The sequence below is a fragment of the Sphingomonas sanguinis genome (genome assembly GCF_001476905.1).
Taxonomy (GTDB): domain Bacteria; phylum Pseudomonadota; class Alphaproteobacteria; order Sphingomonadales; family Sphingomonadaceae; genus Sphingomonas; species Sphingomonas sanguinis_B.
In genome coordinates this window covers 1-24,138 of sequence record NZ_LDTE01000079.1, presented here as the reverse complement: position 1 = coordinate 24,138, position 24,138 = coordinate 1, and the positions used below count along the sequence as shown (strand labels likewise).

Annotated in this window: 25 protein-coding genes; 19 read left to right on the top strand and 6 right to left on the bottom strand. The window is 65.4% G+C overall.

Annotation, left to right across the window (positions count from 1 at the left end; all coding sequences use genetic code 11):
* Nucleotides 1-4: 4 nt before the first annotated feature.
* Nucleotides 5-988, bottom strand: a complete 984-nt coding sequence (locus SB4_RS12840) for an FAD binding domain-containing protein (protein ID WP_058752874.1) — start codon at nucleotides 986-988, stop codon at nucleotides 5-7.
* On the bottom strand, nucleotides 985-1,521 hold the full coding sequence (locus SB4_RS12835; RefSeq protein WP_058752873.1) for a 2Fe-2S iron-sulfur cluster-binding protein: 537 nt from the start codon (nucleotides 1,519-1,521) through the stop codon (nucleotides 985-987). Before SB4_RS12835 ends, SB4_RS12840 begins: the two co-directional genes overlap by 4 nt.
* 113 nt (nucleotides 1,522-1,634) lie before the next feature.
* Here SB4_RS12835 and SB4_RS12830 point away from each other — a divergent pair, with 113 nt between their 5' ends.
* Nucleotides 1,635-2,633 carry a glycerophosphodiester phosphodiesterase gene (locus SB4_RS12830; RefSeq protein ID WP_058752896.1) on the top strand — a complete coding sequence of 333 codons (999 nt, stop codon included), beginning with the start codon at nucleotides 1,635-1,637 and terminating at the stop codon, nucleotides 2,631-2,633.
* 13 nt (nucleotides 2,634-2,646) lie between these two features.
* On the top strand, nucleotides 2,647-2,955 hold the full coding sequence (locus SB4_RS12825; RefSeq protein WP_058733124.1) for a hypothetical protein: 309 nt from the start codon (nucleotides 2,647-2,649) through the stop codon (nucleotides 2,953-2,955).
* Here SB4_RS12825 and SB4_RS12820 read toward each other — a convergent pair.
* Both SB4_RS12820 and SB4_RS12815 read right to left on the bottom strand, forming a co-directional pair.
* On the bottom strand, nucleotides 2,949-3,659 hold the full coding sequence (locus tag SB4_RS12820) for an esterase/lipase family protein (RefSeq protein WP_153006203.1): 711 nt from the start codon (nucleotides 3,657-3,659) through the stop codon (nucleotides 2,949-2,951). The two genes, SB4_RS12825 and SB4_RS12820, sit on opposite strands and share 7 nt — an antisense overlap.
* Complete coding sequence (locus SB4_RS12815; protein ID WP_058752872.1) at nucleotides 3,650-4,345, bottom strand: TIGR02117 family protein; 696 nt, start codon at nucleotides 4,343-4,345, stop codon at nucleotides 3,650-3,652. The genes SB4_RS12820 and SB4_RS12815 overlap by 10 nt, the downstream gene beginning before the upstream one ends.
* Nucleotides 4,346-4,359: 14 nt before the next feature.
* On the opposite strand from SB4_RS12815, the gene phhA reads away from it, so the two are divergent.
* The 11 genes from phhA to SB4_RS12760 all read left to right on the top strand — a co-directional run bounded on the left by phhA (nucleotide 4,360) and on the right by SB4_RS12760 (nucleotide 17,487).
* Nucleotides 4,360-5,229: a phenylalanine 4-monooxygenase gene (phhA, locus tag SB4_RS12810; RefSeq protein WP_058752871.1), complete on the top strand. Its 870-nt coding sequence runs from the start codon at nucleotides 4,360-4,362 to the stop codon at nucleotides 5,227-5,229.
* A 51-nt stretch (nucleotides 5,230-5,280) separates the two neighbouring features.
* Complete coding sequence (locus SB4_RS12805; protein WP_058752870.1) at nucleotides 5,281-5,856, top strand: ATP-dependent Clp protease proteolytic subunit; 576 nt, start codon at nucleotides 5,281-5,283, stop codon at nucleotides 5,854-5,856.
* Between the two features lie 108 nt (nucleotides 5,857-5,964).
* A complete protein-coding gene (locus SB4_RS12800) occupies nucleotides 5,965-6,744 on the top strand; it encodes a succinate dehydrogenase iron-sulfur subunit (protein WP_058715170.1) in 780 nt (259 codons plus the stop codon).
* Between the two features lie 213 nt (nucleotides 6,745-6,957).
* Complete coding sequence (gene zapE / locus SB4_RS12795; RefSeq protein ID WP_058715169.1) at nucleotides 6,958-8,082, top strand: cell division protein ZapE; 1,125 nt, start codon at nucleotides 6,958-6,960, stop codon at nucleotides 8,080-8,082.
* A 121-nt stretch (nucleotides 8,083-8,203) separates the two neighbouring features.
* Nucleotides 8,204-9,166 carry a malate dehydrogenase gene (mdh, locus tag SB4_RS12790; RefSeq protein WP_058752869.1) on the top strand — a complete coding sequence of 321 codons (963 nt, stop codon included), beginning with the start codon at nucleotides 8,204-8,206 and terminating at the stop codon, nucleotides 9,164-9,166.
* Nucleotides 9,167-9,254: 88 nt separating this feature from the next.
* A complete protein-coding gene (locus tag SB4_RS12785; RefSeq protein WP_058752868.1) occupies nucleotides 9,255-9,545 on the top strand; it encodes a GIY-YIG nuclease family protein in 291 nt (96 codons plus the stop codon).
* 79 nt (nucleotides 9,546-9,624) lie between these two features.
* Complete coding sequence (gene sucD, locus SB4_RS12780; RefSeq protein ID WP_042484035.1) at nucleotides 9,625-10,509, top strand: succinate--CoA ligase subunit alpha; 885 nt, start codon at nucleotides 9,625-9,627, stop codon at nucleotides 10,507-10,509.
* A 130-nt stretch (nucleotides 10,510-10,639) separates the two neighbouring features.
* Complete coding sequence (locus SB4_RS12775) at nucleotides 10,640-13,621, top strand: 2-oxoglutarate dehydrogenase E1 component (protein ID WP_058752867.1); 2,982 nt, start codon at nucleotides 10,640-10,642, stop codon at nucleotides 13,619-13,621.
* Nucleotides 13,622-13,733: 112 nt separating this feature from the next.
* Nucleotides 13,734-14,963: a 2-oxoglutarate dehydrogenase complex dihydrolipoyllysine-residue succinyltransferase gene (odhB, locus tag SB4_RS12770; RefSeq protein ID WP_058752894.1), complete on the top strand. Its 1,230-nt coding sequence runs from the start codon at nucleotides 13,734-13,736 to the stop codon at nucleotides 14,961-14,963.
* A gap of 111 nt (nucleotides 14,964-15,074) precedes the next feature.
* Nucleotides 15,075-16,469, top strand: a complete 1,395-nt coding sequence (gene lpdA, locus SB4_RS12765; protein WP_058752866.1) for a dihydrolipoyl dehydrogenase — start codon at nucleotides 15,075-15,077, stop codon at nucleotides 16,467-16,469.
* Nucleotides 16,470-16,605: 136 nt separating this feature from the next.
* Complete coding sequence (locus SB4_RS12760; RefSeq protein WP_058752865.1) at nucleotides 16,606-17,487, top strand: AraC family transcriptional regulator; 882 nt, start codon at nucleotides 16,606-16,608, stop codon at nucleotides 17,485-17,487.
* Nucleotides 17,488-17,554: 67 nt separating this feature from the next.
* On the opposite strand, the gene pyk is transcribed toward SB4_RS12760, so the two are convergent.
* Nucleotides 17,555-19,024: a pyruvate kinase gene (gene pyk / locus SB4_RS12755; protein ID WP_058752893.1), complete on the bottom strand. Its 1,470-nt coding sequence runs from the start codon at nucleotides 19,022-19,024 to the stop codon at nucleotides 17,555-17,557.
* A gap of 72 nt (nucleotides 19,025-19,096) precedes the next feature.
* On the opposite strand from pyk, the gene SB4_RS12750 reads away from it, so the two are divergent.
* The 3 genes from SB4_RS12750 to SB4_RS12740 all read left to right on the top strand — a co-directional run bounded on the left by SB4_RS12750 (nucleotide 19,097) and on the right by SB4_RS12740 (nucleotide 20,338).
* Nucleotides 19,097-19,399, top strand: coding sequence for a DUF1244 domain-containing protein (locus SB4_RS12750; protein WP_058752864.1), 303 nt, complete (start codon nucleotides 19,097-19,099; stop codon nucleotides 19,397-19,399).
* 144 nt (nucleotides 19,400-19,543) lie between these two features.
* The gene (locus SB4_RS12745) at nucleotides 19,544-19,804 is read left to right on the top strand and encodes a DUF2312 domain-containing protein (RefSeq protein WP_037570224.1); all 261 of its coding nucleotides are present in this window, start codon (nucleotides 19,544-19,546) and stop codon (nucleotides 19,802-19,804) included.
* Nucleotides 19,805-19,948: 144 nt separating this feature from the next.
* Nucleotides 19,949-20,338: a hypothetical protein gene (locus SB4_RS12740; RefSeq protein WP_058752863.1), complete on the top strand. Its 390-nt coding sequence runs from the start codon at nucleotides 19,949-19,951 to the stop codon at nucleotides 20,336-20,338.
* Nucleotides 20,339-20,568: 230 nt separating this feature from the next.
* On the opposite strand, the gene SB4_RS12735 is transcribed toward SB4_RS12740, so the two are convergent.
* Nucleotides 20,569-22,032 (bottom strand): helicase HerA domain-containing protein, encoded by a 1,464-nt coding sequence (locus SB4_RS12735; RefSeq protein ID WP_058752862.1) that lies wholly within the window; start codon nucleotides 22,030-22,032, stop codon nucleotides 20,569-20,571.
* 71 nt (nucleotides 22,033-22,103) lie between these two features.
* Between SB4_RS12735 and SB4_RS12730 the strand changes: the two genes are divergently transcribed.
* Genes SB4_RS12730 through ruvC form a run of 3 tightly spaced genes read left to right on the top strand, consistent with a single transcriptional unit; the run spans nucleotide 22,104 to nucleotide 23,988 of the window.
* Complete coding sequence (locus tag SB4_RS12730; RefSeq protein WP_058752861.1) at nucleotides 22,104-22,643, top strand: DUF1003 domain-containing protein; 540 nt, start codon at nucleotides 22,104-22,106, stop codon at nucleotides 22,641-22,643.
* Nucleotides 22,644-22,670: 27 nt separating this feature from the next.
* Entirely contained in the window at nucleotides 22,671-23,414 is a 744-nt protein-coding gene (locus SB4_RS12725; protein WP_042484083.1) for a YebC/PmpR family DNA-binding transcriptional regulator, read from the top strand.
* 55 nt (nucleotides 23,415-23,469) lie between these two features.
* Nucleotides 23,470-23,988, top strand: a complete 519-nt coding sequence (gene ruvC, locus SB4_RS12720) for a crossover junction endodeoxyribonuclease RuvC (protein ID WP_058752860.1) — start codon at nucleotides 23,470-23,472, stop codon at nucleotides 23,986-23,988.
* The last annotated feature ends 150 nt before the right edge of the window (nucleotides 23,989-24,138 follow it).

Below are 24,138 nucleotides of genomic sequence, written 5' to 3'. Positions count from 1 at the left end.
GGGATCAGCCCTCCTGCGTCAGTTCACGGAGCGTCGCGATAAGTGTGCGGCGCGTCAGCGGAATCTTGAAGTCGTTCGAGCCATGGCCTTGGGCCTCGGCCAGCAGCGCGTCGGCGGCGGCGTGGAAGGCGGCATCGGTCGGGGCCTGGCCGACCAGTGCGGCTTCCAACGCTTCGTCACGCCACGGCATCGGGCCTAGGCCGCCAAAGGCCAGACGCGCCGAGGCGATCTTGCCATCCTCGACCGCAACGATGCCCGCCACCGATACCAGCGCAAAGGCATAGGATGCCCGGTCGCGCACCTTGCGATAGGTCTGCTTGCCCGCAGGCGCGGGGGGCAGTTCGACATGGGTGATCAATTCACCCGGCTCCAGCACATTCTCGATCTCGGGCGTGGCTCCGGGCAGGCGATAGAATTCGCCGATCGCGATCCGGCGGCGGTCGCCATCGGGCTTTTGCGTGACGATGACGGCCTCCAGCGCGCGCATGGCGACCGCCATGTCGCTGGGATGCGTCGCGATACACTGGTCCGAGGTGCCGAGGATCGCCAGGATGCGGTTCTCGCCACCGATCGCCGAACATCCGCTACCCGGCTCGCGCTTGTTGCAGGGGGTGGCGGGGTCGTAGAAATAATAGCAGCGCGTCCGCTGGAGCAGATTGCCGCCGGTCGAGGCCTTGTTGCGCAACTGCCCCGACGCGCCCGCCAGCAAGGCGCGCGACAGCACCGGATAGCGCTCGATGACACGCGCATCGGCCGCCAGGTCGCTGTTGGGCACCAGCGCGCCGATGGTCAGCCCGCCATCCTCGCGCTCCTCGATCGCGCCCAGCTCCAGGCGGCTGATATCGATCAGCGTCTCGGGCGTCTCGACCTGCAACTTCATCAGGTCGAGCAAGTTGGTGCCGCCCGCGATGAAGCGTGCGCCGGGCGCTGCGCCATCGCGGGTGGCGGTGGCGACCGAGTCGGCGCGGGCATAGTCGAACGGTTTCATGCCGCGACCTCCTTGCCGACGTCGTCATTGGGATTGCGGTTGCCCTGTCCGGCTACTTCGCGAATGGCATCGACGATATTGGGATAGGCGGCACAGCGGCACAGATTGCCGCTCATCCGTTCCGAGATTTCCTCGACCGTCAGCTCGGCATGGCCCAGATCCTCGGTGACATGGCTGGGCCAGCCCTTGGCGACCTCGGCCAGCATACCGACCGCCGAGCAAATCTGGCCCGGCGTGCAATAGCCGCACTGATAGCCGTCATGCCGGACAAAGGCGTCCTGCATGGGATGGAGGTTGCCCGGCTGGCCCAGACCCTCGATCGTGGTGATCTCGTCATCCTGATGCATCACGGCCAGCGTCAGACAGCTGTTGATACGGCGGCCATCGACCAGCATGGTGCATGCGCCGCACTGGCCATGGTCGCAGCCCTTTTTGGAGCCGGTCAGCCCCAGATGTTCGCGACATAGATCGAGCAGCGACGTTCGGACATCGACCTCGATGTCATGCGATTGACCATTGATTGTGAAATGCATCGCGCCATCCCCTTGGGATTACAATTGGATGAACAAACGCCATGAATCTGTTGGGTTTCCCGTTGCGAACCACTCTCATTGCCGCGTTGCTCGTGATCGGGCAGGGTGAGGCCATGTCCGCCGAAACCGCCAAGCCGCTGTCCTCGCCCATCGTCATCGCGCATCGGGGGGCGAGCGGGGAGCGCCCCGAACACACGCTGGCCGCCTATGATCTCGCGATCCGGGAGGGCGCCGACGTGATCGAGCCCGATCTGGTGCCGACCAAGGACGGCCATCTGGTCGCCCGGCACGAGAATGAGATTTCGGGCACCACCGATGTCGCGTCGCATCCCGAGTTCGCCGACCGTAAGACGACGAAGACCATCGACGGCCAGACCGAAACCGGCTGGTTCACCGAGGACTTCACGCTGGCCGAGCTGAAGACCCTGCGCGCCCGCGAACGCCTGCCGCAGCTGCGCTCGACCGCCTATGACGGGCAGTTCCAGATCCCGACGCTGGAGGAGATCATCGCGCTCGCCAAGCAGCGGACGAAGGACACCGGGCGCACCATCTCCATCTATCCCGAAACCAAGCACCCGACCTATTTCGCAAGCATCGGCAAGGGCACCGACGCAGCCCTGGTGGCCGCGCTGACCAAGGCGGGTTGGACGACCGCCGAGGCGCCGGTCTTCATCCAGTCGTTCGAGGTGAACAACCTCAAGCATCTGAAGACGATGACCGGCATCCGCCTGATCCAGCTGGTCGCGGGTGAAGACGGCCCGGCGGACAAGGCCGCGCCCAGCTATGCCGCGATGATGACGCCGGAAGGGTTGAAGCAGGTCGCGACCTATGCCTGGGGCATCGGGCCCGACAAGGCGATGCTGTGGAACGGCGATGCGCCGACGACGCTGGTGGCCGATGCCCATGCGGCGGGCCTGCGCGTCCATCCCTGGACGTACCGCGCGGAAAATTACTTCGTGCGGCCTGCCTTCCGAAAGGGCACCGATCCCAAGGCGCATGGCGATGTCGCGGGCGAAATTCGCGCCGCGCTGGGCCAGGGCATCGACGGTTTCTTCACCGATTTCCCGCACATCGGTATAGAAACGCGCAACGCTTTTTTGCGCGCCCGCTGAAAGATCCCGTACCATGCGTAACCTCGTCCTGAAACTCGCCGTCCTGACCCTGCCGCTGGCGACCGGAGGCTGCGTCAAGACGGTGGCCAGCGTGGTGAAGGCGCCGTTCCAGGCGGCGGGGCAGGTGGTCGACTGGACCACGACCAGCCAGGACGAGGCGGACCGCAATTACGGCCGCAAGATGCGCAAGCAGGAGGCCAAGGAAGGCCGCGCTCGCCGCGACTATGAGAAGCAGTGTCGCAAGCACCCGGAGCAATGCCAGCAGAACCCGCAGGGGCAGCCCAGCCAGCAGGGCTATGACGGGTACCGCGCCGGTTATTGATCGCTGACGGGTGGCGGCCATCCGGCGAGGATGGTCGCCACCGCTGCCAGCACCTGCGGCCGATGCTGGACCCATAAATGGCTGGAGCGGACTTCGACCGACGGAGTCGCATCGTCGCGACAGATGATCCCGGCGACCAGCCCGTCGCTCCGGCTCCAGATCGCGGCCGCGGGGCAGGGCAGCGGCCCCGCGATCGCCGCCGAGCGGGCCAGGACGGCGGGATCGTCGACCCGCTCGCCGGTCAGCCGCTCGAACGCTTTCCACACATTGGTCGCGCGCGGCGGCCCGGCATAGGGCGAGGATATGGTGACCACGCCCGCGACCAGATCGGGGCGTCCTTGCGCCGCCATTCGCGCCATGATCCCGCCCAGGCTGATACCGATCAACGTCATCGGTCCGTTGTCGGACAGCGACTCGATGCGGGCGATCAATCGCTCGGCCTCCGTCCCGACGCTGCGCACGCCCCGGTTACGGCCCAGCCTCCAGCCATGGACGCGGTAGCCCTTGGCGGCCAGGTAGCGGCGCAGCAGGACCGTCGCGGCGTCGGTGTTGAACAGGCCGGGCAGCACCATGACCGTCCGCCCATCGCCATGCGGCACGGCGGCCAGTTCCGCGCGGTGCCGCAACCATGTCGCGCCCATCCACAAGGCGCGGGGCAGTTCGGCGGCCCACAGCGCCTTGGAGGGCGGCGGGATCACAGCCATGTCATCACCGATGCTGGGAAGGGCGTCCACCACCCCATCCGCACCCCTGCCGCCGCCAGCGCATCGCCGGTCCAGCTGTTGCAGGTATGGGCGGCGCTGTATCGCCCGTTTGCCTCGTAAAAGGCATCGTACACGTCATAACCCGGATAATGCGGCCCGCCGCGTTTCCAGCTTGTCTGGATGACGCCGACCAGGCGGCGATAGGCTTGCGGCGACAGGCGCACCGCGCGGACATCGTCGCCATTGGCGCGGGGGAGCGGCAGATGGTCGACATGGATCAGCGTCCGGTCGCTGCCGAATGCGGCGCGCAGGATCGTACCGGCTTTCACGTCACGCCAGTGCGGCGTTTCGCGAAAGAAGCCCGCCTCACCCCAGCCGATGGCGAGGAAGGGAAAGCCCGCATAGCGCGGGTCGCGCAAATCCTGCCCCGGTGCCCAGTCGCGCCAGTCCACCCCCGCCGCCTGTATGGGCACGATGATCGCGGTGTGGATCGCGCTCGACTCGACGAAGATGGTGATGGCATCCGCCCCGGCGGCCGGCAGGGGGGCGGTCGTCCGGGGAATTGCGCCCAGCGTCAGCCCCAGGCCGAAATAACCGAACAGGATCAAGCCGATCGCGGCCGCAACGCCCCTTGCAACGCGCCCCAGTCGTCGCCACGATATGGTTTCATTTGTCACCATCATCATGATAGGCTCTCCGCATGGCACAGGATACCCATGTTCTCGCTGCCCCGCCCGAAGGGGCCGGAGCCGACTGGACCATCCCGCAGGGGTGGGAGCATTACACGGCGGAAGAACACGCGACATGGGATACGCTGTTCGCGCGCCAGTCCCAATTGCTGCCCGGACGGGCATCGGAAGCGTATCTTCGCGGGCTGGACGTGCTCAAGCTGTCGCGGCCGGGCATTCCCGATTTCGAGGAACTGTCCGAACGGCTGATGAAGCTGACCGGGTGGCAGGTGGTCGCGGTACCGGGGCTGGTGCCCGACGATGTGTTCTTCGACCATATGGCCAATCGCCGTTTCGTCGCGGGCAATTTCATCCGGCGGCCCGACCAGCTGGATTACCTGCAGGAGCCCGACGTCTTCCATGACGTGTTCGGCCATGTGCCGATGCTCGCCGATCCCGTCTTCGCCGATTATCTGGCCGCCTATGGGCGCGGCGGGCAGCGCGCGCTGGGCATGGATGCGCTGAAATATCTGGGGCGGCTCTACTGGTACACGGTCGAGTTCGGGCTGGTGCGCGAGGATGGCGATTTGCGGATCTACGGCGCGGGAATCGTGTCGAGCTATTCGGAGAGCCGCTTCGCGCTGGAGGACCCGAGCCCCAACCGGATCGGCTTCGACCTCGCCCGCGTGATGCGGACGGAATATCGCATCGACGATTTCCAGCAGAATTACTTCGTGATCCCGAGTTACGAGGATCTGCTCAAGACCACGCTGGAGACGGACTTCGCGCCGCTCTACGAGGAGATCAAGGCGTTGCCGGACATTCCCGTCGCTGAGATTGTCGATGGAGACGCGTTGGTGACGCACGGAACGCAGGACTATGCGAAGGCGAAGCTGGGATAGGGTATCCTTTGGCTGGCGGAACCTTATCCCGCACCCCCTGTTCGCCACCCCATGCACGACATGCCCAACAGAGCGGTGAAATATCCGCTGCTCGCCCGCCCGCACATCCAGCTTTACGGCACGGTGGACGAGGTGATGTATGCCGGTTTCAAGGACCAGCTTGCCGCCGCTGACCAGGATGGCCCGTTGGTCGTGTCGATCACCACGCTGGGCGGCGACCCGGAAATGGCGCGGGCGATGGGCGACTCGATCCGCCTGCTGCGCGACTATACCGGCCGCGAGACGCTGTTCCTGGGCAAGGTTGCGGTATACTCGGCGGGTGCGACCTTCATGTCGGCCTTTCCGGTCGAGACGCGGTTCCTGACGCGCGGCACCCGGCTGATGCTCCACGAACGACAGATGTCGGGCTCGGTCGACCTGACCGGCCCGCTGACCAGCCTGCCCGCGATCCTGAAGGCCAAGCTGCATGAGATCGAGCAGTCGGTCCTGATCCAGGAGGAGGGGTTTCGCGCCATCGTCAACGGATCGCAGGTGTCGTTCGATACCTTGCGCGAAAAGGCGGTCAGCAACTGGTATATCGATGCCGAGGAAGCGCGCGACCTGGGTCTCGTTCTTGATGTGATCTGAACCCGCGGCTAAATCGGTCAAGACATTTGCGACAAGCGCCGCTGTCATGTATCGGCGGGGGCGATCCTTTGCCGACAGCCTGTCGGCCCATCCAGCGGGTTTGTGACCATGGCCGAATTTGCCCTGCCGAAGAACAGCGTCATCAAGAAGGGCGAAACGCACAAGGCGACCACCGGCGGCCGCCTGAAGAAGTTCAAGGTGTACCGCTACGACCCCGATTCGGGTCAGAACCCGCGCTACGACACGTTCGAGATCGATCTGGACGAATGCGGTCCGATGGTGCTCGACGCGCTGATCAAGATGAAGGCCGAGCAGGACAGCTCGCTGACCTTCCGCCGTTCGTGCCGTGAGGGCATTTGCGGGTCGTGCGCGATGAACATCGACGGTCGCAACGGCTTGGCCTGCACCACCGCGATCGAGGATGTGAAGGGCACTGTTCAGATCACGCCGCTGCCGCACATGGACGTGGTCAAGGATCTGGTCCCCGACTTCACGCACTTCTACGCCCAATATGCCTCGATCAAGCCGTGGCTGCAGACCGTGTCGCCCGCCCCGTCGGGCAAGGAGCGCCTCCAGTCGCCGGACGACCGCGCCAAGCTCGACGGGCTGTACGAGTGCATCCTGTGCGCCTGCTGCTCGACCTCGTGCCCCAGCTATTGGTGGAACAGCGACAAGTTCCTGGGCCCGGCGATCCTGCTCCAGGCCTATCGCTGGCTGGCGGACAGCCGCGACGAGATGACTGGCGAGCGTCTGGACGAGCTGGAAGACCCGTTCCGCCTGTACCGGTGTCACACGATCATGAACTGCGCGAATGTCTGCCCCAAGGGTCTGAACCCGGCCAAGGCGATCGCCGAGATCAAGAAGATGGAAGCCGAGCGGGTCATCTGATCCGGCACGGTTTCGGCGGAAACGGAAAGGGGGTCGGGAACGGCCCCCTTTTTCATTCCAGCCTTGATTTAAAACCACCCTCACCCTTCCGGCGCTGACGCGCCTCCCTCCCTCTCCCATTGGGAGAGGGAAGGGGCCCGCCCGCGTTAGCGGGTAGGAAGGGTGAGGGTGGGACTTGACGCGAGAGAGGGCAGGGCAGACATCGCCCCCAACATGCCCGACATCCTCAACGCCTATCGTCGCCTGGTCTCCGCAGAAGAGCTCCGCCCCGATCCCGAACAGGCTGCCGCCGCCGCGCGACTCGAGCAACTCGCGACCGAACTGGAAACCCCGCGCAAGACCGGCCTCTTCGCGCGCCTGACCGGCAAAAGCGCGCCCGCGCCCAAGGGCGTCTATCTCTGGGGCGATGTCGGGCGCGGCAAGTCGATGCTGATGGACCTGTTCTTCGACCATGTGGCGGTCGAGGCCAAGCGCCGGGTCCACTTCGCCGAGTTCATGCTGGAGGTCCACGCCCGCATCGCCACCGAGCGCGCCAAGCAGGCGGGCGACCCGATCGCCCCCGTCGCCGCCGCGCTGGCCGAGGAAGTCCGGCTGCTGGCGTTCGACGAGATGATGGTCACGAACAGCCCCGATGCGATGATCCTGTCGCGGCTGTTCACCGCGCTGATCGAGGCGGGGGTGACGATAGTCACCACCTCCAACCGGCCGCCCAAGGACCTCTACAAGAACGGGCTCAACCGCGAGCATTTCCTGCCCTTCATCGCGCTGATCGAGGCGCGGCTGGACGTGCTGGCGCTCAACGGGCCGACCGATTACCGGCGCGACCGGCTGGGGCGGCTCGACACCTGGCTGGTGCCCAATGGACCGAAGGCGACGATGACGCTGTCAGCGGCGTTCTTCCGCCTGACCGACTATCCGGTCGAGGATGCCGCACATGTGCCCTCCGAAGACCTGAAGGTCGGCGGCCGCGTCCTGCATGTGCCCAAGGCGCTGAAGGGTGTCGCGGTCTTCTCGTTCAAGCGGCTATGCGGCGAGGCGCGGGGCGCGGCGGACTATTTGGCGGTTGCGCGACGTTTCCACACCGTCATCCTGGTCGGCATCCCCAAGCTGGGGCCGGAGAACCGAAACGAGGCGGCGCGCTTCGTCCAGCTGATCGACGCGCTGTACGAACACAAGGTCAAGCTGCTCGCCGCAGCCGACGCCCAACCCGCCGATCTCTATGAAACCGGCGACGGCCGTTTCGAGTTTGAGCGTACGATCAGCCGGTTGGAAGAGATGCGTTCCGAGGACTATCTGGCCCAGGGCCATGGTCCCGATGAAGGGCTAATGAACGCTTAATGCACTTGCGAACCATTATCGTTTAAAATCTTAAACTCTGTGGAATAACGGTTGCCCCGACGCCCATATGGGCGTAGGCCGCGTGACCAATCACGTACGTCCACTACGGAGTAGGATTGGAATGGCTCGCAAGAAGATCGCGCTGATCGGCGCCGGTAACATCGGCGGCACGCTGGCGCACCTCGCCGCGCTCAAGGGGCTGGGCGATATCGTCCTGTTCGACGTCGTCGAGGGTGTTCCCCAGGGCAAGGCACTCGACCTGTCGCAGTGCGGCCCAGTCGAGGGCTTCGACGCGAATATCAAGGGCTCCAACGACTACGCCGACATTGCGGGCGCGGACGTCATCATCGTCACCGCCGGTGTCGCGCGCAAGCCAGGCATGAGCCGCGACGACCTGCTCGGCATCAACCTGAAGGTGATGAAGGCGGTCGGCGAGGGCATCCGTGACAACGCGCCCGACGCCTTCGTCATCTGCATCACCAACCCGCTCGACGCGATGGTCTGGGCGCTGCGCGAATTCTCGGGTCTCCCGGCCAACAAGGTCGTCGGCATGGCGGGCGTGCTCGACTCGGCGCGCTTCAGCCACTTCCTCGCCGAAGAGTTCGGCGTGTCGGTGAAGGACGTGAACACCTTCGTCCTCGGCGGCCATGGCGACACCATGGTGCCGGTCCTGGAATATTCGACCGTCAGCGGCATCCCGGTCAGCGACCTGATCGAGATGGGCTTCTCGACCAAGGAAAAGGTCGACGAGATCGTCAAGCGCACCCGTGGCGGCGGCGGCGAGATCGTCGCGCTGCTCAAGACCGGCTCGGCTTTCTATGCGCCCGCCACCAGCGGCATCGCGATGGCCGAGGCGTATCTCTACGACCAGAAGCGCATCCTGCCGGCCGCGGCGCACCTGTCGGGTGAGTATGGCATCGACAACCTCTATGTCGGCGTGCCCGTCGTGATCGGCGCCGGTGGCGTCGAGAAGGTCGTCGAGGTCAAGCTGTCGGACGAGGCGAAGGCCAATCTTCAGGTTTCGGTCGACGCGGTCAAGGAGCTGCTCGTGGCCTGCAAGGGCATCGACGAGAGCCTGGCGTAAGATTGCATCCTGAATTTCCTTGTGTCCCCGCGAAGGCGGGGACCCAGTACTGGGCTCCCGCCTTCGCGGGAGCACAAGGGGCCCAGGGATGACCAAGGCCGGCTACGTCTACATGATGGCGAGCCGACTGAACGGAACGATATATGTCGGTGTCACCAGCGATCTGGTTAAGCGGGCCTATCAACACCGCAACGCCCTGATCGACGGATTCACCAAGAAGTACGGTTGCAGGTTTCTGGTCTGGTACGAAGCCCATGACGAATTGGACGGTGCGCGGCTTCGCGAACGCCAACTCAAGAAATGGAACCGGGACTGGAAGCTGCGGCTGATCGAAGAGAAAAATCCGAATTGGCTCGACCTGTACGAGTCATTGTTTTGAGCGATCGTGCTTCCGCGAAGGCGGGAGCCCAGGACTGGGTCCCCGCCTTCGCGGGGACACAAGGGAATTGGGAGCTAAGATGAGCATCCTCGTCAACAAGAACACCAAGGTCATCACCCAGGGCATGACGGGTGAAACCGGCACGTTCCACACCCAGCAGGCGCTGGCGTACGGCACGCAGATGGTCGGCGGCGTGACGCCGGGCAAGGGCGGCACCGAGCATATCGGCCTGCCGGTCTTCAACACCGTCGCCGAAGCCAAGTCGAAGACGGGCGCGGACGCGTCGGTCATCTACGTGCCGCCGCCCTTCGCGGCCGACTCGATCCTGGAAGCGATCGACGCGGAAATCCCGCTGATCGTCGCGATCACCGAGGGCATTCCGGTCCTCGACATGGTCAAGGTCAAGCGTGCCCTGTCGGGTTCCAAGTCGCGCCTGATCGGTCCGAACTGCCCGGGCGTGCTGACGCCGGGCGAGTGCAAGATCGGCATCATGCCGGGTTCGATCTTCAAGAAGGGCTCGGTCGGCGTCGTGTCGCGTTCGGGCACGCTGACCTATGAGGCGGTGTTCCAGACCTCGAACGCTGGCCTTGGTCAGACGACCGCGGTCGGCATCGGCGGCGATCCCGTCAACGGCACCAACTTCATCGACGTGCTGGAGCTGTTCCTGGCCGATGACGAGACCCAGTCGATCATCATGATCGGCGAGATCGGCGGCTCGGCGGAAGAAGAAGCCGCGCAGTTCCTGCGCGACGAAGCCAAGCGCGGTCGCAGCAAGCCGATGGCCGGCTTCATCGCGGGCCGCACCGCGCCTCCGGGCCGTCGCATGGGCCATGCCGGTGCGATCGTGTCGGGCGGCCAGGGCGGCGCCGAGGACAAGATCGCGGCGATGGAAGCGGCCGGGATCAAGGTCGCGGCCAGCCCGTCGGAACTCGGCTCGACGCTGCTGTCGGTGCTGAACAAGTAAGGCGTATCGCGTCACCCCGGCACACCCGCCGGGGTCCGTGGCGGCAGGCGGGCCGCTCGCGGCTGCGGACCCCAGGCGGATGTGCCGGGGTGGCGATCATAAAGAAGTCGGGCGGTCGAGGAAGCGTCTCATGGGCTACGAAGGCCAGGAATTCAGCGACATCGCGGCGGGCGTCAGCCCCGCCTTCATCGAAACGCTCTATGCCAAGTATCAGGCCGACCAGTCGTCGGTCGATGCTGGCTGGCGGACCTTTTTCGAGGGTCTGGAGCAGGGCGTGGGCGCCCCCAGCTGGCAGAACAAGCGCTGGCCGCTGACCTCGACCGACGATCTGACGGCGGGCCTCGACCCGACCCAGATGGAACCGGCTCCCAAGCCCGCCAAGGGTGGCAAGCCCGCCGCCGCCGCTCCGGCCGCTGCGGCACCCTCGACCGCCGACATCGTGAAGGCGGCGGGTGACGCGATCCGGGCGCAGATGTTGATCCGCACCTACCGGGTGCGCGGCCACCTCGCGGCGAATCTCGACCCGCTCGGCCTGTCGGGCCTGCGCGAGCTGCCCGAAGATCTGAAGACTGAATATCACGGCTTCACCGACGCCGATATCGATCGCAAGGTCTATCTGGGCGGCACGATGGGCTTTGAATGGGCGACCGTTCGCGAGCTGGTCGACACGCTGCGCAAGAATTACTGCGGCAATGTCGGCCTGGAATATATGCACATTGCGGACGTGGAGGAGCGCCGCTTCCTCCAGGACCGGATGGAAGGCCAGGACAAGGCGATCGAGTTCACGACCGATGGCAAGAAGGCCATCCTGAACAAGGTCATCGAGGCCGAGCAGTGGGAAAAGTTCCTCGGCAAGAAATATGTCGGCACCAAGCGCTTCGGCCTGGACGGCGGCGAGTCGATGATCCCCGCGCTCGAGTCGGTCATCAAGTACGGTGGCCAGATGGGCGTGCGCGAGATCGTGTTCGGCATGGCGCATCGCGGCCGCCTGAACGTGCTGGCCAATGTGATGGCCAAGCCGCTGCGCGTGATCTTCCACGAATTCGCCGGTGGCTCGGCCAACCCCGATGATATCGGCGGTTCGGGCGACGTGAAGTATCATCTGGGCACCTCGACCGACCGTGAGTTTGACGGCCACAAGGTCCATATGTCGCTGGTCGCCAACCCCTCGCACCTCGAGGCGGTGAACCCGGTCGTGCTGGGCAAAACCCGCGCGATCCAGACGATCGCGGGCGACCTGGAGGATCACTCGGCCTCGGTGCCGGTGCTGATCCACGGCGACGCCGCCTTTGCGGGCCAGGGCATCGTCTGGGAGTGCCTCGGCTTCTCCGGCATCCGTGGTTACAACACGGGTGGCTGCGTCCACTTCATCATCAACAACCAGGTGGGCTTCACCACCTCGCCGCAGTTCGCGCGCTCCTCGCCCTATCCGTCGGATGTGGCCAAGGGCGTCCAGGCGCCGGTCTTCCACGTCAATGGCGACGATCCCGAGGCGGTGACCTTCGCCACCAAGATGGCGATCGAATTCCGTCAGAAGTTCCACCGCGACATCGTGATCGACATGTGGTGCTATCGCCGCTTCGGTCACAACGAGGGCGATGAGCCGGGCTTTACCCAGCCGCTGATGTACAACAAGATCCGTTCGCACCCCGGTGTGGCCGAGACCTATGCGAAGCGCCTTGTGTCCGAAGGCGTGGTCGATCAGGCCTGGGTCGACGAGAATATCAAGCAGTATACCACGCGCTGCGAAGGCGAGTTCGAGGCTGGCGCGAGCTACAAGCCCAACAAGGCGGACTGGTTCGCCGGTCGCTGGTCGGGTCTGTCGGCCCCGAAGGAGTCCGATCAGGGTCGCCGCAACGTCGAGACCGGCCTCGACAAGAAGCTGTTCGACGCGATCGGCCGTACGCTGACCACGATCCCGGAAGGGCTTCAGGTCCACAAGACGCTGAACCGCGTGCTCGACGCCAAGCGCCAGATGTTCTCCACCGGCGAGAATTTCGACTGGGCGACCGGTGAGGCCTTGGCCTTCGGTTCGCTGCTGTCGGAAGGCTATGGTGTGCGTCTGTCGGGTCAGGACTCGGGTCGCGGCACCTTCTCGCAGCGTCACGCCGTCTGGGTCGACCAGACCGACGAGCACAAGTACGTGCCGCTGAAGACCGTCGAGCATGGCAGCTTTGAAGTGCTGGACAGCCCGTTGTCCGAATATGGCGTGCTCGGCTTCGAGTATGGCTATGCGCTGGCCGATCCGAAGACGCTGGTGCTGTGGGAGGCGCAGTTCGGCGACTTCGTCAACGGCGCGCAGATCATGATCGACCAGTTCATCACGTCGGGCGAGTCCAAGTGGCTGCGCGCCAACGGCCTCGTGATGCTGCTGCCGCATGGCTATGAAGGGCAGGGGCCGGAGCACTCCTCCGCGCGTCCCGAGCGCTTCCTCCAGTCCTGCGCCAACGACAATATCCAGGTTGCGAACTGCACCACCCCGGCCAACTATTTCCACCTGTTGCGCCGCCAGATGCACCGCAATTTCCGCAAGCCCCTGATCGTCATGACGCCCAAGTCGCTGCTGCGTCACAAGCTGGCGGTATCGAAGGCCGAGGATTTCCAGGGCGAGAGCCACTTCCGTCGCCTGCTGTCGGACACCAACGGTGCCGCCGACGAGGCCACGACGCGGCTGGTCCTGTGCACCGGCAAGGTCGCCTATGACCTGATCGAGGCACGCGATGCGGCGGGCGACACCTCGACCCAGATCGTGCGTGTCGAGCAGCTCTATCCGTTCCCGAGCGATGCGCTGGCCAAGCGGATCGCGCGCATGCCGAACCTGCAGGATGTGGTCTGGGCGCAGGAAGAGCCGAAGAACAACGGCTATTGGTTCTTCGTCGAGCCGCTGATCGAAGAGTCGCTGGCGGCCGCCGGTGCGAGCGTGAAGCGGGCGCGTTATGCGGGTCGTGCGGCGGCGGCGTCGCCCGCCACCGGCCTGATGAAGCGCCACACCGCCGAGCAGGGCGCGCTGGTCGCCGATGCGCTGGGCCATAATGTCCGCGAGGAAATCCGCCGGACGCGCGCCGAGGGCAGCAACACCACCGCCAAGCCGACCACGGCGGCGGCGGACTGACTTACCGAGTTCCCCGGTTCGTGATCGAGCCGGGGAGGGATGAAATCTGGCGCGGGCGTTTTGCCCGCCCGCGTAAGAGCCCCGGTCGATGGACCGGGCGGAGGAAATGGAAATGGCGACTGAAGTTCTGGTCCCGGTGCTGGGCGAATCGATCTCCGAAGCGACGCTGGGCGAATGGCTGAAGCAGCCGGGTGATGCGGTGGCGGTCGACGAGCCGATCGCGAGCCTGGAGACCGACAAGGTCTCGGTCGAAGTGCCCTCGCCGGTGGCGGGTGTCATGGGCGAGCATGCGGTGAAGGTCGGCGACACGGTGCAGGTCGGCGCGCTGCTGGCGACCGTCGACGCCGGTGGTTCGGCCCCGGCCAAGACCGAAGCGGCGACCCCGGCCGTGACCGCAGCCCCGGCGGCTGCTCCGGCACCCGCCGCTGCGCCTGCTGGCGACGAGTCGAGCGACTCGCCCGCAGCACTCTCGCCGTCGGTGCGTCGTGCGGTCCTCGAGCATGGTCTCGACCCCGCGACGATCAAGGGCACCGGCAAGGACGGCCGCATTACCAAGGAAGACGTCGCTGCCGCCGCTGCCAACAAGTCCAGCGCGCCGGCTCCCGCCGCTGCTGCTCCGGCCGCTGCCCCCGCCGGTTCGGCGCGCAAGGAAGAGCGCGTGAAGATGACGCGCCTGCGTCAGACGATCGCCAAGCGCCTGAAGGAAGCGCAGAACACCGCCGCGATGCTGACGACGTTCAACGACGTCGACATGACCGCGGTGATCGAGGCGCGCGCCAAGTATAAGGACCTGTTCGAGAAGAAGCACGGCGTCCGCCTGGGCTTCATGGGCTTCTTCGTGAAGGCCGCGACGATGGCGCTGAAGGACATTCCTTCGGTCAACGCGTCGATCGAGGGCGATGAGATCGTCTATCACGACTATGCCGATATCTCGGTCGCCGTTTCGGCCCCGAACGGCCTGGTCGTGCCGGTCATCCGCGATGCGCAGGACCTGACGGTCGCGGGCATTGAAAAGACGATCGGCGACTTCGGCAAGCGCGCCAAGGACGGCACGCTGAAAATGGACGAGATGAAGGGCGGCACCTTCACCATCTCGAACGGCGGCGTGTTCGGCTCGCTGATGTCGACCCCGATCATCAACCCGCCCCAGTCGGCGGTGCTGGGCCTCCACCGTATCGAGGAGCGCCCGGTCGTCGTCGACGGCCAGATCGTCATCCGCCCGATGATGTATCTGGCGCTGTCCTATGACCATCGCATCATCGACGGCCGCGAGGCGGTGACCTTCCTCGTCGCGCTGAAGAATGCGATCCAGGACCCGACCCGCATCCTGATCGACCTCTGATCGCTTTGTGATCTATACGGACCCTCGCAACCGCGGGGGTCCGTTCCTATTGTGTGAAGGCGGGTGCGCCCGCGAGGCTGGACCCCGGACGCCGGGGAACGGGAGAGACAAATGGCTGAGTATGACTATGACGTCCTGGTGATCGGCGCGGGCCCCGGCGGCTATGTCGCGGCGATCCGCGCGGCGCAGCTGGGCCTGAAGACCGCATGCGCCGAAGCGCGCGAGACGCTGGGCGGCACCTGCCTCAATGTCGGCTGCATCCCGTCCAAGGCGCTGCTCCACGCGTCCGAGCTGTTCGAGGAAGCGAGCCACGGTGCCCTCGCGAAGTTCGGCGTCGAGATCGACGGTGCCCGCCTCAACCTCGACCAGATGCACGCCGAAAAGGCCAAGGCGGTCGGCGAGCTGACCGGTGGTATCGAGTATCTCTTCAAGAAGAACAAGGTCACCTGGCTGAAGGGCAAGGCCGCGTTCCAGGATTTGAGCACGGTGAAGGTCGGCGACCAGACCGTTACCGCGCGCGACATCGTGATCGCGACCGGCTCGGTCGTGACCCCGCTGCCGGGTGTTGAGATCGACCAGAAGGTCGTCGTCGACTCGACCGGCGCGCTGGCGCTGCCCAAGGTGCCGGAGCATCTGGTCGTCATTGGTGGCGGCGTGATCGGGCTGGAGCTGGGCTCGGTCTGGCGTCGCCTGGGCGCCAAGGTGACGGTGGTCGAATATCTCGACCAGATCCTGCCGGGCTTCGACGGCGAGGTCCGCAAGGAATCGGCCAAGCTCTTCAAGAAGCAGGGCATGGAGCTGAAGACCTCGACCAAGGTGACCGGCGTCACCGTCGAGGGCGACCGCGCGACCGTGTCGGTCGAACCGGCGGCTGGCGGTGCGGCGGAAACGCTGTCGGCCGACGCCGTGCTGGTCGCAATCGGCCGCAAGCCGAACACCGACGGGCTGAACTTGGAAGCCGCGGGCGTAAAGCTGAACGGCCGTGGCCAGGTCGAGATCGACCATGACTTCGCGACCAATGTCGACGGCGTCTGGGCGATCGGCGATGTCGCCCCGGGCCTGATGCTCGCGCACAAGGCGGAGGACGAGGGCGTCGCGGTGGCTGAGAACATCGCGGGCCAGACCGGCATCGTGAACCACGACGTCATCCCCAGCGTCGTCTACACCATGCCCGAGATCGCCGGTGTCGGCCTGTCGGAAGAAGCCGCCAAGGAGCGTGGCGAGGTCAAGGTCGGCAAGTTCCCCTTCATGGCGAACAGCCGAGCCAAGACCAACCGCGACACCGACGGCTTCGTGAAGGTCATCGCCGACGCCAAGACCGACCGCGTGCTGGGCGTGTGGATCATCTCCTCGCTCGCGGGCACCATGATCGCCCAGGCCGCGCAGGCGATGGAGTTCGGCGCGACGTCCGAAGACATCGCCTATACCTGCCACGCCCACCCGACCCATGCCGAGGCGCTCAAGGAAGCTGCCATGGCGGTGCAGGGCAAGCCGATCCACATCTGATCGGGCTTTACCAAATCAACGAAGGGGGCTGGCATCGCGAGATGCTGGCCCCTTTTGTCATGGTGCGAAGCGCAAGATCTGTCGAGCGCCGATGGGCCGGTAGCGTCTAGCTGAACTCGCCACGGAGGATTGGACGATGAAGGCGGCGCTACGCCACTACCAAAACCGGATGCAGCGGGTGCTGGATCATATCGATCGACATCTGGACGATGATCTGGACCTGGATGCGGTGAGCGGCGTCGCAGCCTTTTCGAAATACCATTTCCACCGGCAGTTCGCGGCGACCTTCGGGCTGACCGTGCATCGCTATGTCCAGCTCGCCCGCCTGAAACGGGCATCCTACCGGCTGGCATACCGGGACGCGCAGAGCGTCACCGACATAGCGATGGATGCCGGTTACGACGCCCCGGATGCCTTCGCTCGCGCCTTTCGGCAACGGTTCGGGCAGTCGCCGTCGTCGTTCAGGAAAACTCCTGATTGGGAGCCGTGGCTCGCGGCCTTCGGGCCTCTCGAGAACGCGAGGAGCAAGCTCATGCAGACCACCTACACCCCTGACGATGTAACGATCCGCGACGTGTCCCCGATCCCGGTAGCAATCATGGAGCATCGCGGTGATCCCGCGACGATCGGTGCGACCATCCAGCGCTTTATCGCCTGGCGCAAGGCGATGGGTTTGTCGCCGAAGATCAGCACGACCTTCAATGTCTTTCATTCAGACCCACGCAACACGCCCCCAGCCGACTATCGTATGGATTTGTGCGTTGGAACGGATCAGCCGATCGAAGCGAAAGGCGAGCGGATCGAGCTTGGCACCATTCCCGGCGGGCGCTGCGCGGTGCTGAGGATCGTAGGGCATAGCCATGATCTGGAGCCGGCGGCGATCTATCTCTATCGCGATTGGCTACCCGCCAGCGGCGAGGAGGCGCGCGACTTCCCTCTTTATTGCCAGCATCTCTCGCTCTTTCCCGATGTGCCCGCACATGAAGCGGTCCTGGAACTCTTCCTGCCGCTGAAATGACAAAGAGGCGGCGAACGCCTGTCGCGCCGCCGCCTCTCGTCTGTCCGCCAATAGTCAGGCCTGGCGCTTACGCCTCTTCGCTGCGGTCGCCATAATTGGCCAGTTCGTCGCCCATGATGCGGGTGACGTGCAGCACGTTGGTCGACCCCGGTGTGCGGAAGGGAACGCCCGCCATCAGCACGACCTGGTTGCCCGCCTCGGCGATGCCGTGGCGCAAGGCCATGCGCTTGGACTTGGCGACCATTTCCTCGAAGGATTCGACGTCGCGGGTGTGGACCGCGTGGGCGCCCCAGAGCAGGCCCAGGCGACGGGCCGTCTCCAACTGCGGCGTCAGGACCAGCAGCGGCACCGAGGGACGCTCGCGCGCGATGCGGCGCGCGGTCGAGCCGCTGGTGGTGAAGCAGATGATCGCCTTGGCCGACACGGTATCGGTGATCCGCGCGGCGGCCTCGGCCAGCGCGTCGGCGGTGGTCGGGTCGGGGGTCATCGCGGTGAAATGGACACGGTCGCCGTGGCCGGGGTCGTTTTCCACCGACACGCCGATCGCGTTCATCATCGCGACCGATTCGACCGGCCAGGCACCCGCCGCCGACTCGGCCGACAGCATGATCGCGTCGGCGCCGTCATAGATGGCGGTCGCCACGTCCGATACCTCGGCGCGAGTGGGCGAGGGGCTCTGGATCATCGATTCGAGCATCTGCGTTGCGACGACCACCGGTCGGCCCATGCGGCGCGACACCTCGACGATGCGCTTTTGCAGCGGCGGCACCGCCTGAGGAGGCAGTTCGACGCCAAGGTCGCCGCGCGCGACCATCACGCCGTCGCACTGCTCGACGATTTCCTCCAGCCGGTCGATCGCCTGCGGCTTCTCGATCTTGGCGAGGAGCGCGGCGCGTCCTTTGATCAGGCCGCGCGCCTCCATCAGGTCCTCGGGGCGCTGCACGAAGGACAGGGCGATCCAGTCCACGCCCTGCTCGACCGCGAAGTTCAGATCCGAACGGTCCTTCTCGGTCAGCGCGGCCATGGGCAGCACCACGTCGGGGACGTTCAGCCCCTTATTGTTTGACAGCGCGCCGCCGACCTCGACCAGCGTGGTGATCTTGTCCGCGTCGTGGAAGGCGACGCGCAGGACTAGCTTGCCGTCGTCGAGCAGCAGGCGCGCGCCCGGCTCGATTGCGGCGAAGATTTCCTTGTGCGGCAGTTCGACACGGGTCGCGTCGCCCGGCGTCGGATCGCGGTCGAGGATGAATGTGCTGCCGGTTTCCAGCATGACCTTGCCGTCCGCGAACTTGCCGACGCGCAGCTTCGGCCCCTGGAGATCGGCCAGGATCGTGGTCGGACGGCCGAACCGCTCCTCCAGCCCGCGGATCGCCTGGATGAGCGGGATCTTCGACTGCTGATCGCCATGGCTCATATTGATTCGGAAGGCGTCGGCACCCGCCTGGAACAGGGTGGCGATGGTCTCGGGATCGCTGCTCGCCGGGCCGAGCGTGGCCAGGACGCGGACTTTGCGCGAACGCGGAGGGAGAGTGGTCATGGTCACATCCTGCATTTTTTCGGCCTGTGTCCTAAAGCCTAATGCGTTACGATCAACCTAGGAGCGACGAATATGGCCGATGCAGTGGATGCGTTGAATGCAATCGATGACAAGGCGGCGGCGGAAGCCTTTCGTCGGCTGGTGCTGCATCTGCGCCACCGGACCGACGCGCAGAATGTCGACCTGATGGGGCTGGCGGGCTTTTGCCGCAACTGCCTGTCCGACTGGGTGGGCGAGGCGGCGGGCGTCGACAAGGCGACCGCGCGTGAGGCGATCTACGGAATGCCCTATGACCAGTGGAAGGCCGAGCATCAGGCCGAGGCGACGCCGGAACAACTGGCGCGCATGGCCGAGAGTGTGAAGAAGAACCGTTAACCCCCGCTTGAGCGACGGCGCGGAAGCGCCTAGACCGCTCCCCGATCCCGACATTCGCGCCGGACCGACCTTGCCCATGGGCGGGGCCCGTGTCGTGGCGGCGGGTTCGTGGGGGCGGACAGGATTTCAAGAAGGTTAAAGACCATGGCGGACGAGAATTTCGACAGCAGCGGCAATGTGACGGCCGACGAGCTGCGCCTGCTGATCGAGCGGGCCGAGCGGCTGGAAGAAGAGAAGAAGGGCATTTCGGACGACATCAAGGATGTGTTCGCCGAAGCCAAGGCGCGCGGCTATGATCCGAAGGCGATCAAGAAGATCATGGCCATCCGCAAGAAGAAGCGCGAAGAATATCAGGAAGAGGAAGCCATCCTCGAAGTGTATATGAAGGCGCTGGGCATGATCTGATCCCGGTTTCGGGTTCGGAATGCGAAGGGCGGCGGGGCTTCGGGCTCCGTCGCCCTTTTTATTGGTGGTGGGCGGTGGACCGTGGCCTTCGAGTTCGCTCAGGCTGAACGGGGGTCGCGCTTGATGGCAGTCGGCCGATCAGGCATGTTTCGTTTCATCATGCCGATCTTCTCGCTCGCGTTGCTTGCCGCCGCCGTCGACAAGCCCTTTCCGGAACAGATGCCGGGTTTCATGGAAATGTGTCTGGGCGAGGCCATTGCCGCCGGTTACGTCAGCGATACCGAGGAAAGCCACAAATACATCTGTGCTGGCGAGGCGGCAGACAAGCTATGGACGTTTCTGCAGCGGCATAAGATCGAATCTTATGAACAGGACACGCCGGAGGGGAAATGGCTGAGCCGTGAATTTCCGCTGGGCGGCTGCTTTAAGCGCGTCCGGATGCCGGATGGCGGGCCCTTGGTCGAAGGACTGTCGTGTACAATCTGGGTGCCGAGGTCTAAGGGCCAGGCCGCGCCGGACGTCAAACGACAATGACTTGGCTGGGTGCGATTCTGGCTGTCCCCGCTATCATCGCGCTCTGCTGGTCAGATCAGTTGCTGGTGATGCTGTTGGAACGAAAAATGCGCCGTGATGACGATAAGGCAGCAAAGCGTCGAAAAAAGTAGGGCGTTGGTTCGCACAATGACTGAGACGCCCGCTTTTACGCGCGCCAAAATCCCCAACCTCCGTTCCGCCTGAGCGAAGTCGAAGGCCAAGGGCAACCCTCACCCCATCTCCGCCGCCTGGGTGGTCCAGCCCAGCCGGGGAATTGTAATCGACCGCTTGCCCGTCAGGTCGGTGCGGCACACGAACAGGTCGCGGCTCTCGATATAGGCGATCAGCCGCTTCACACGGCCCAGCGAGCTGGTCCCGTACGTCTCGGCGATCTTGGTATCCGGCGGGCAGGGCAGGCCCTCGCGCGCCGCGCGTGCGACCAGCAGGAACGCGCCCAGCATGTCGTCGGGCAGCATCGCGGCCAGCGCCAGTGCTTCCTGCCAGTCGGGATCGTTGACGTCGAAAATCCCCGCCCGCGCGCAGGACAGTCGCCGCGCAAAGCCGTTCAGGTCGAGCGGCGGCCGGGCCAGCCCCGCCATGCGGCAGCGCACCTGGAAGTCCTGGAATAGCACAGAGGCGGGGCGGAAGGTCGATTCGGGGTCGTCGACGATCGCGCGCAACACCTGTTCGTAGATCGCCTCGACCTCGGCCTCGTCCATTTCCGGCTGGGGCGGGGCGGCGGTCGTGGGCAAGGGCGGGCGGCCGAGATCGGCCATCAGTTCCTCGGCGGGCACGCGGCGCGGACGCGGGTCGAAGGTCATGGGCAGGGTCGGCGCTTCCTCGACCGGCGCGAAGAGCAGTTCCTGCAAGTCCGGCGGCGGGGCGTCGGGCAGGGGGGTCAGCTTAGGGCTGCCCGAGCGCGCCGAGGTTTCGACCGCGCCGATCTTCACCGTGATCGGCCGCCGCGACACCGCCGGGCCCAGCGCCAGGAAGGTGCCGCGCGCCAGATCGCGGATCGAGTCGGCCTGGCGCCGCTCCATGCCCAGCAGGTCGGCCGCACGCGCCATGTCGATGTCGAGGAAGGTACGGCCCATCAGGAAGTTGGACGCCTCCGCTGCGACGTTCTTGGCCAGCTTGGCGAGTCGCTGGGTCGCGATCACCCCCGCCAGCCCGCGCTTGCGCCCGCGACACATCAGGTTGGTCATGGCGGATAGCGAGGCGCGGCGAACCTCCTCGGTCACTTCGCCCCCCGTTGTGGGGGCGAACAGCTGAGCTTCGTCGACCACGACGAGCGCGGGATACCAATGCTCTCGCGGCGCATCGAACAGGGCGTTCAGGAACGTCGCGGCGCAGCGCATCTGGCCCTCGATCTCCAGTCCCTCGAGGCTGAGCACCACCGAGGCGCGGTGTTCGCGAATGCGCGAGGCGAAGCGCCCGACCTCACGCTCAGCATAGTCGCCCGCCTCGATCACGACATGGCCGTAAGCCTTGGACAGGGTGACGAAATCGCCCTCGGGATCGATGACCACCTGTTGCACCTGGCCGGCCGACTTTTCCAGCAAGCGGCGCAGCAGATGCGACTTTCCCGACCCCGAATTGCCCTGCACCAGCAGGCGGGTCGCCAGCAGTTCCTCAAGATCGATCGGCACCGACGAGCCGCGCTCATCGGTTCCCATATCCACGCGTACCGTCATGACTCTGGCGTTTGGCCGATCAACGCCCCAAGGAGCAAGGCATTTGATTTCTTGCACGGAGCCCCAAGCCCATGGCCCTGTCGAACGCCGCCGAAATCGCCCGCCGCACGCTGGGCAAGCCTGCGCATGAGCTGGACGAGGAAGAAGCCCAGGTCATCGCCGATATCGAGTCGGGCCAGCTCAGCGCACGCGACGCCGCCGATGTCGCGGACGAAACCTCGACCTGGGGCGAGAAGCTGGCCGATCGGGTGGCGGCGGTCGGCGGCAGTTGGGGCTTCATCATCACCTTTTCGGTGATCCTGCTGGGGTGGATGCTGCTCAATTCGGATGTGCTCAGCCATTTCGGCATGGCGTTCGATCCCTACCCGTACATCTTCCTGAACCTGATGCTCTCGACACTGGCGGCGATCCAGGCGCCGGTCATCATGATGAGCCAGAACCGGCAATCGGCCAAGGACCGGCTGGCGGCGAGCCTGGACTATCGTACCAATTTGCGCGCCGAGATCGACATATTGCGGCTGCACCACAAGCTGGACAATGGAGTCACCGAACGGCTCGATAGTCTGGAGGCGAAGATCGACGGGTTGGCAAAGGCCCTTGGGCAGTCGTAAAGAGCCCGATCATCTCAAGAGGCACCGATGGCAGGCCACAGCAAATTCAAGAACATCATGCACCGCAAGGGCGCGCAGGATAAGAAGCGCTCGGCAGCATTTTCCAAGCTCTCCCGCGAAATCACCGTCGCGGCGAAGATGGGTACGCCCGACCCGGACATGAACCCGCGTCTGCGCGCGGCCGTCAACGCGGCCAAGGCGGCCTCGATGCCCAAGGACAATATCGCGCGCGCGATCGACAAGGCCTCGCGCGGCGACGGGGAGAATTACGAAGAGGTCCGCTATGAGGGCTTCGGCCCCGGCGGCGTCAGCCTGATCATCGAGGCGCTGACCGACAATCGCAACCGCACCGCGACGAACGTGCGCACCGCCGTGTCGAAGAATGGCGGCAACCTGGGCGCGGGGGGCTCGGTCAGCCATGGTTTCGACCGGATGGGCCTGATCAACTATCCCGCCAGCGCCGGTGACGCCGAGAAGGTGTTCGAGGCCGCACTGGAAGCCGGGGCAGAGGACGTGACCTCGTCCGAGGACGGCCACGAGATCTGGACCGCGCAGGGCGATCTGCACGAAGTCGCCAAGGCGCTGGAACCGGTGCTGGGCGAGGCCGAAGGCGCCAAGCTCGCCTGGCGTCCGCAGACCATGGTGTCGGTTGACGAAGCGGCGGCGGCGACCCTGTTCAAGCTGATCGACACGCTGGACGATGACGACGACGTCCAGACCGTCTGGGGCAATTACGAAGTCTCCGACGAAGTGATGGAAAAGCTCGGCTGATCCTGATGCCTCCCCGGTTTCGTGCCGGGGAGGGCAGGTGGGCGCGGAAGACCTTATGACCCCACCCCCCGCCATCATCCTCGGGCTCGACCCCGGTCTGGGCACCACCGGCTGGGGGGTGATCGCGGTGGAGGGCAACCGCCTGCGCCACGTCGCCAATGGCCAGATCAAGACCGAGCCGTCGATGGTGCTGCCGCGCCGCTTGGCGAACCTGCACGCCGCGCTCTACGATGTGATCCGCCAGCAGCAGCCCGACGGCGCGGCGGTCGAGGAGGTGCTGGGCAACAGCAATGCGCAATCCACGCTAAAGCTGGGCCAAGCGCGCGGGATCGTCCTGCTGGCGGCGGCGCAGGCCGGATTGATCGTCGGCGAATATCACCCCAGCATCGTGAAAAAGGCGACCGTCGGCACCGGCGGCGCGGACAAGAAGCAGGTGCAGGCCATGGTCGGGCATTTGCTGCCGGGCGTGAAGCTGACCGGGCCGGACGCGGCGGATGCGCTGGCAGTGGCAATTACGCATGCGCACCATCTGGCAAGTGCGCGGGCGATGCAGCGGCGGGTTGGGGCGGTTTAACAGACCTTTTCGCGCGTGGCCTGCCCTCCCCCATCCCCTCCCGCCTGCGGGAGGGGTGCGTTGATTGGCTATCCGCAAGCGTTCCTTTGAGGTGTTCCTGCAAGCGAGCCTTGGCACGCCCCTCCCGCAGGCGGGAGGGGATGGGGGAGG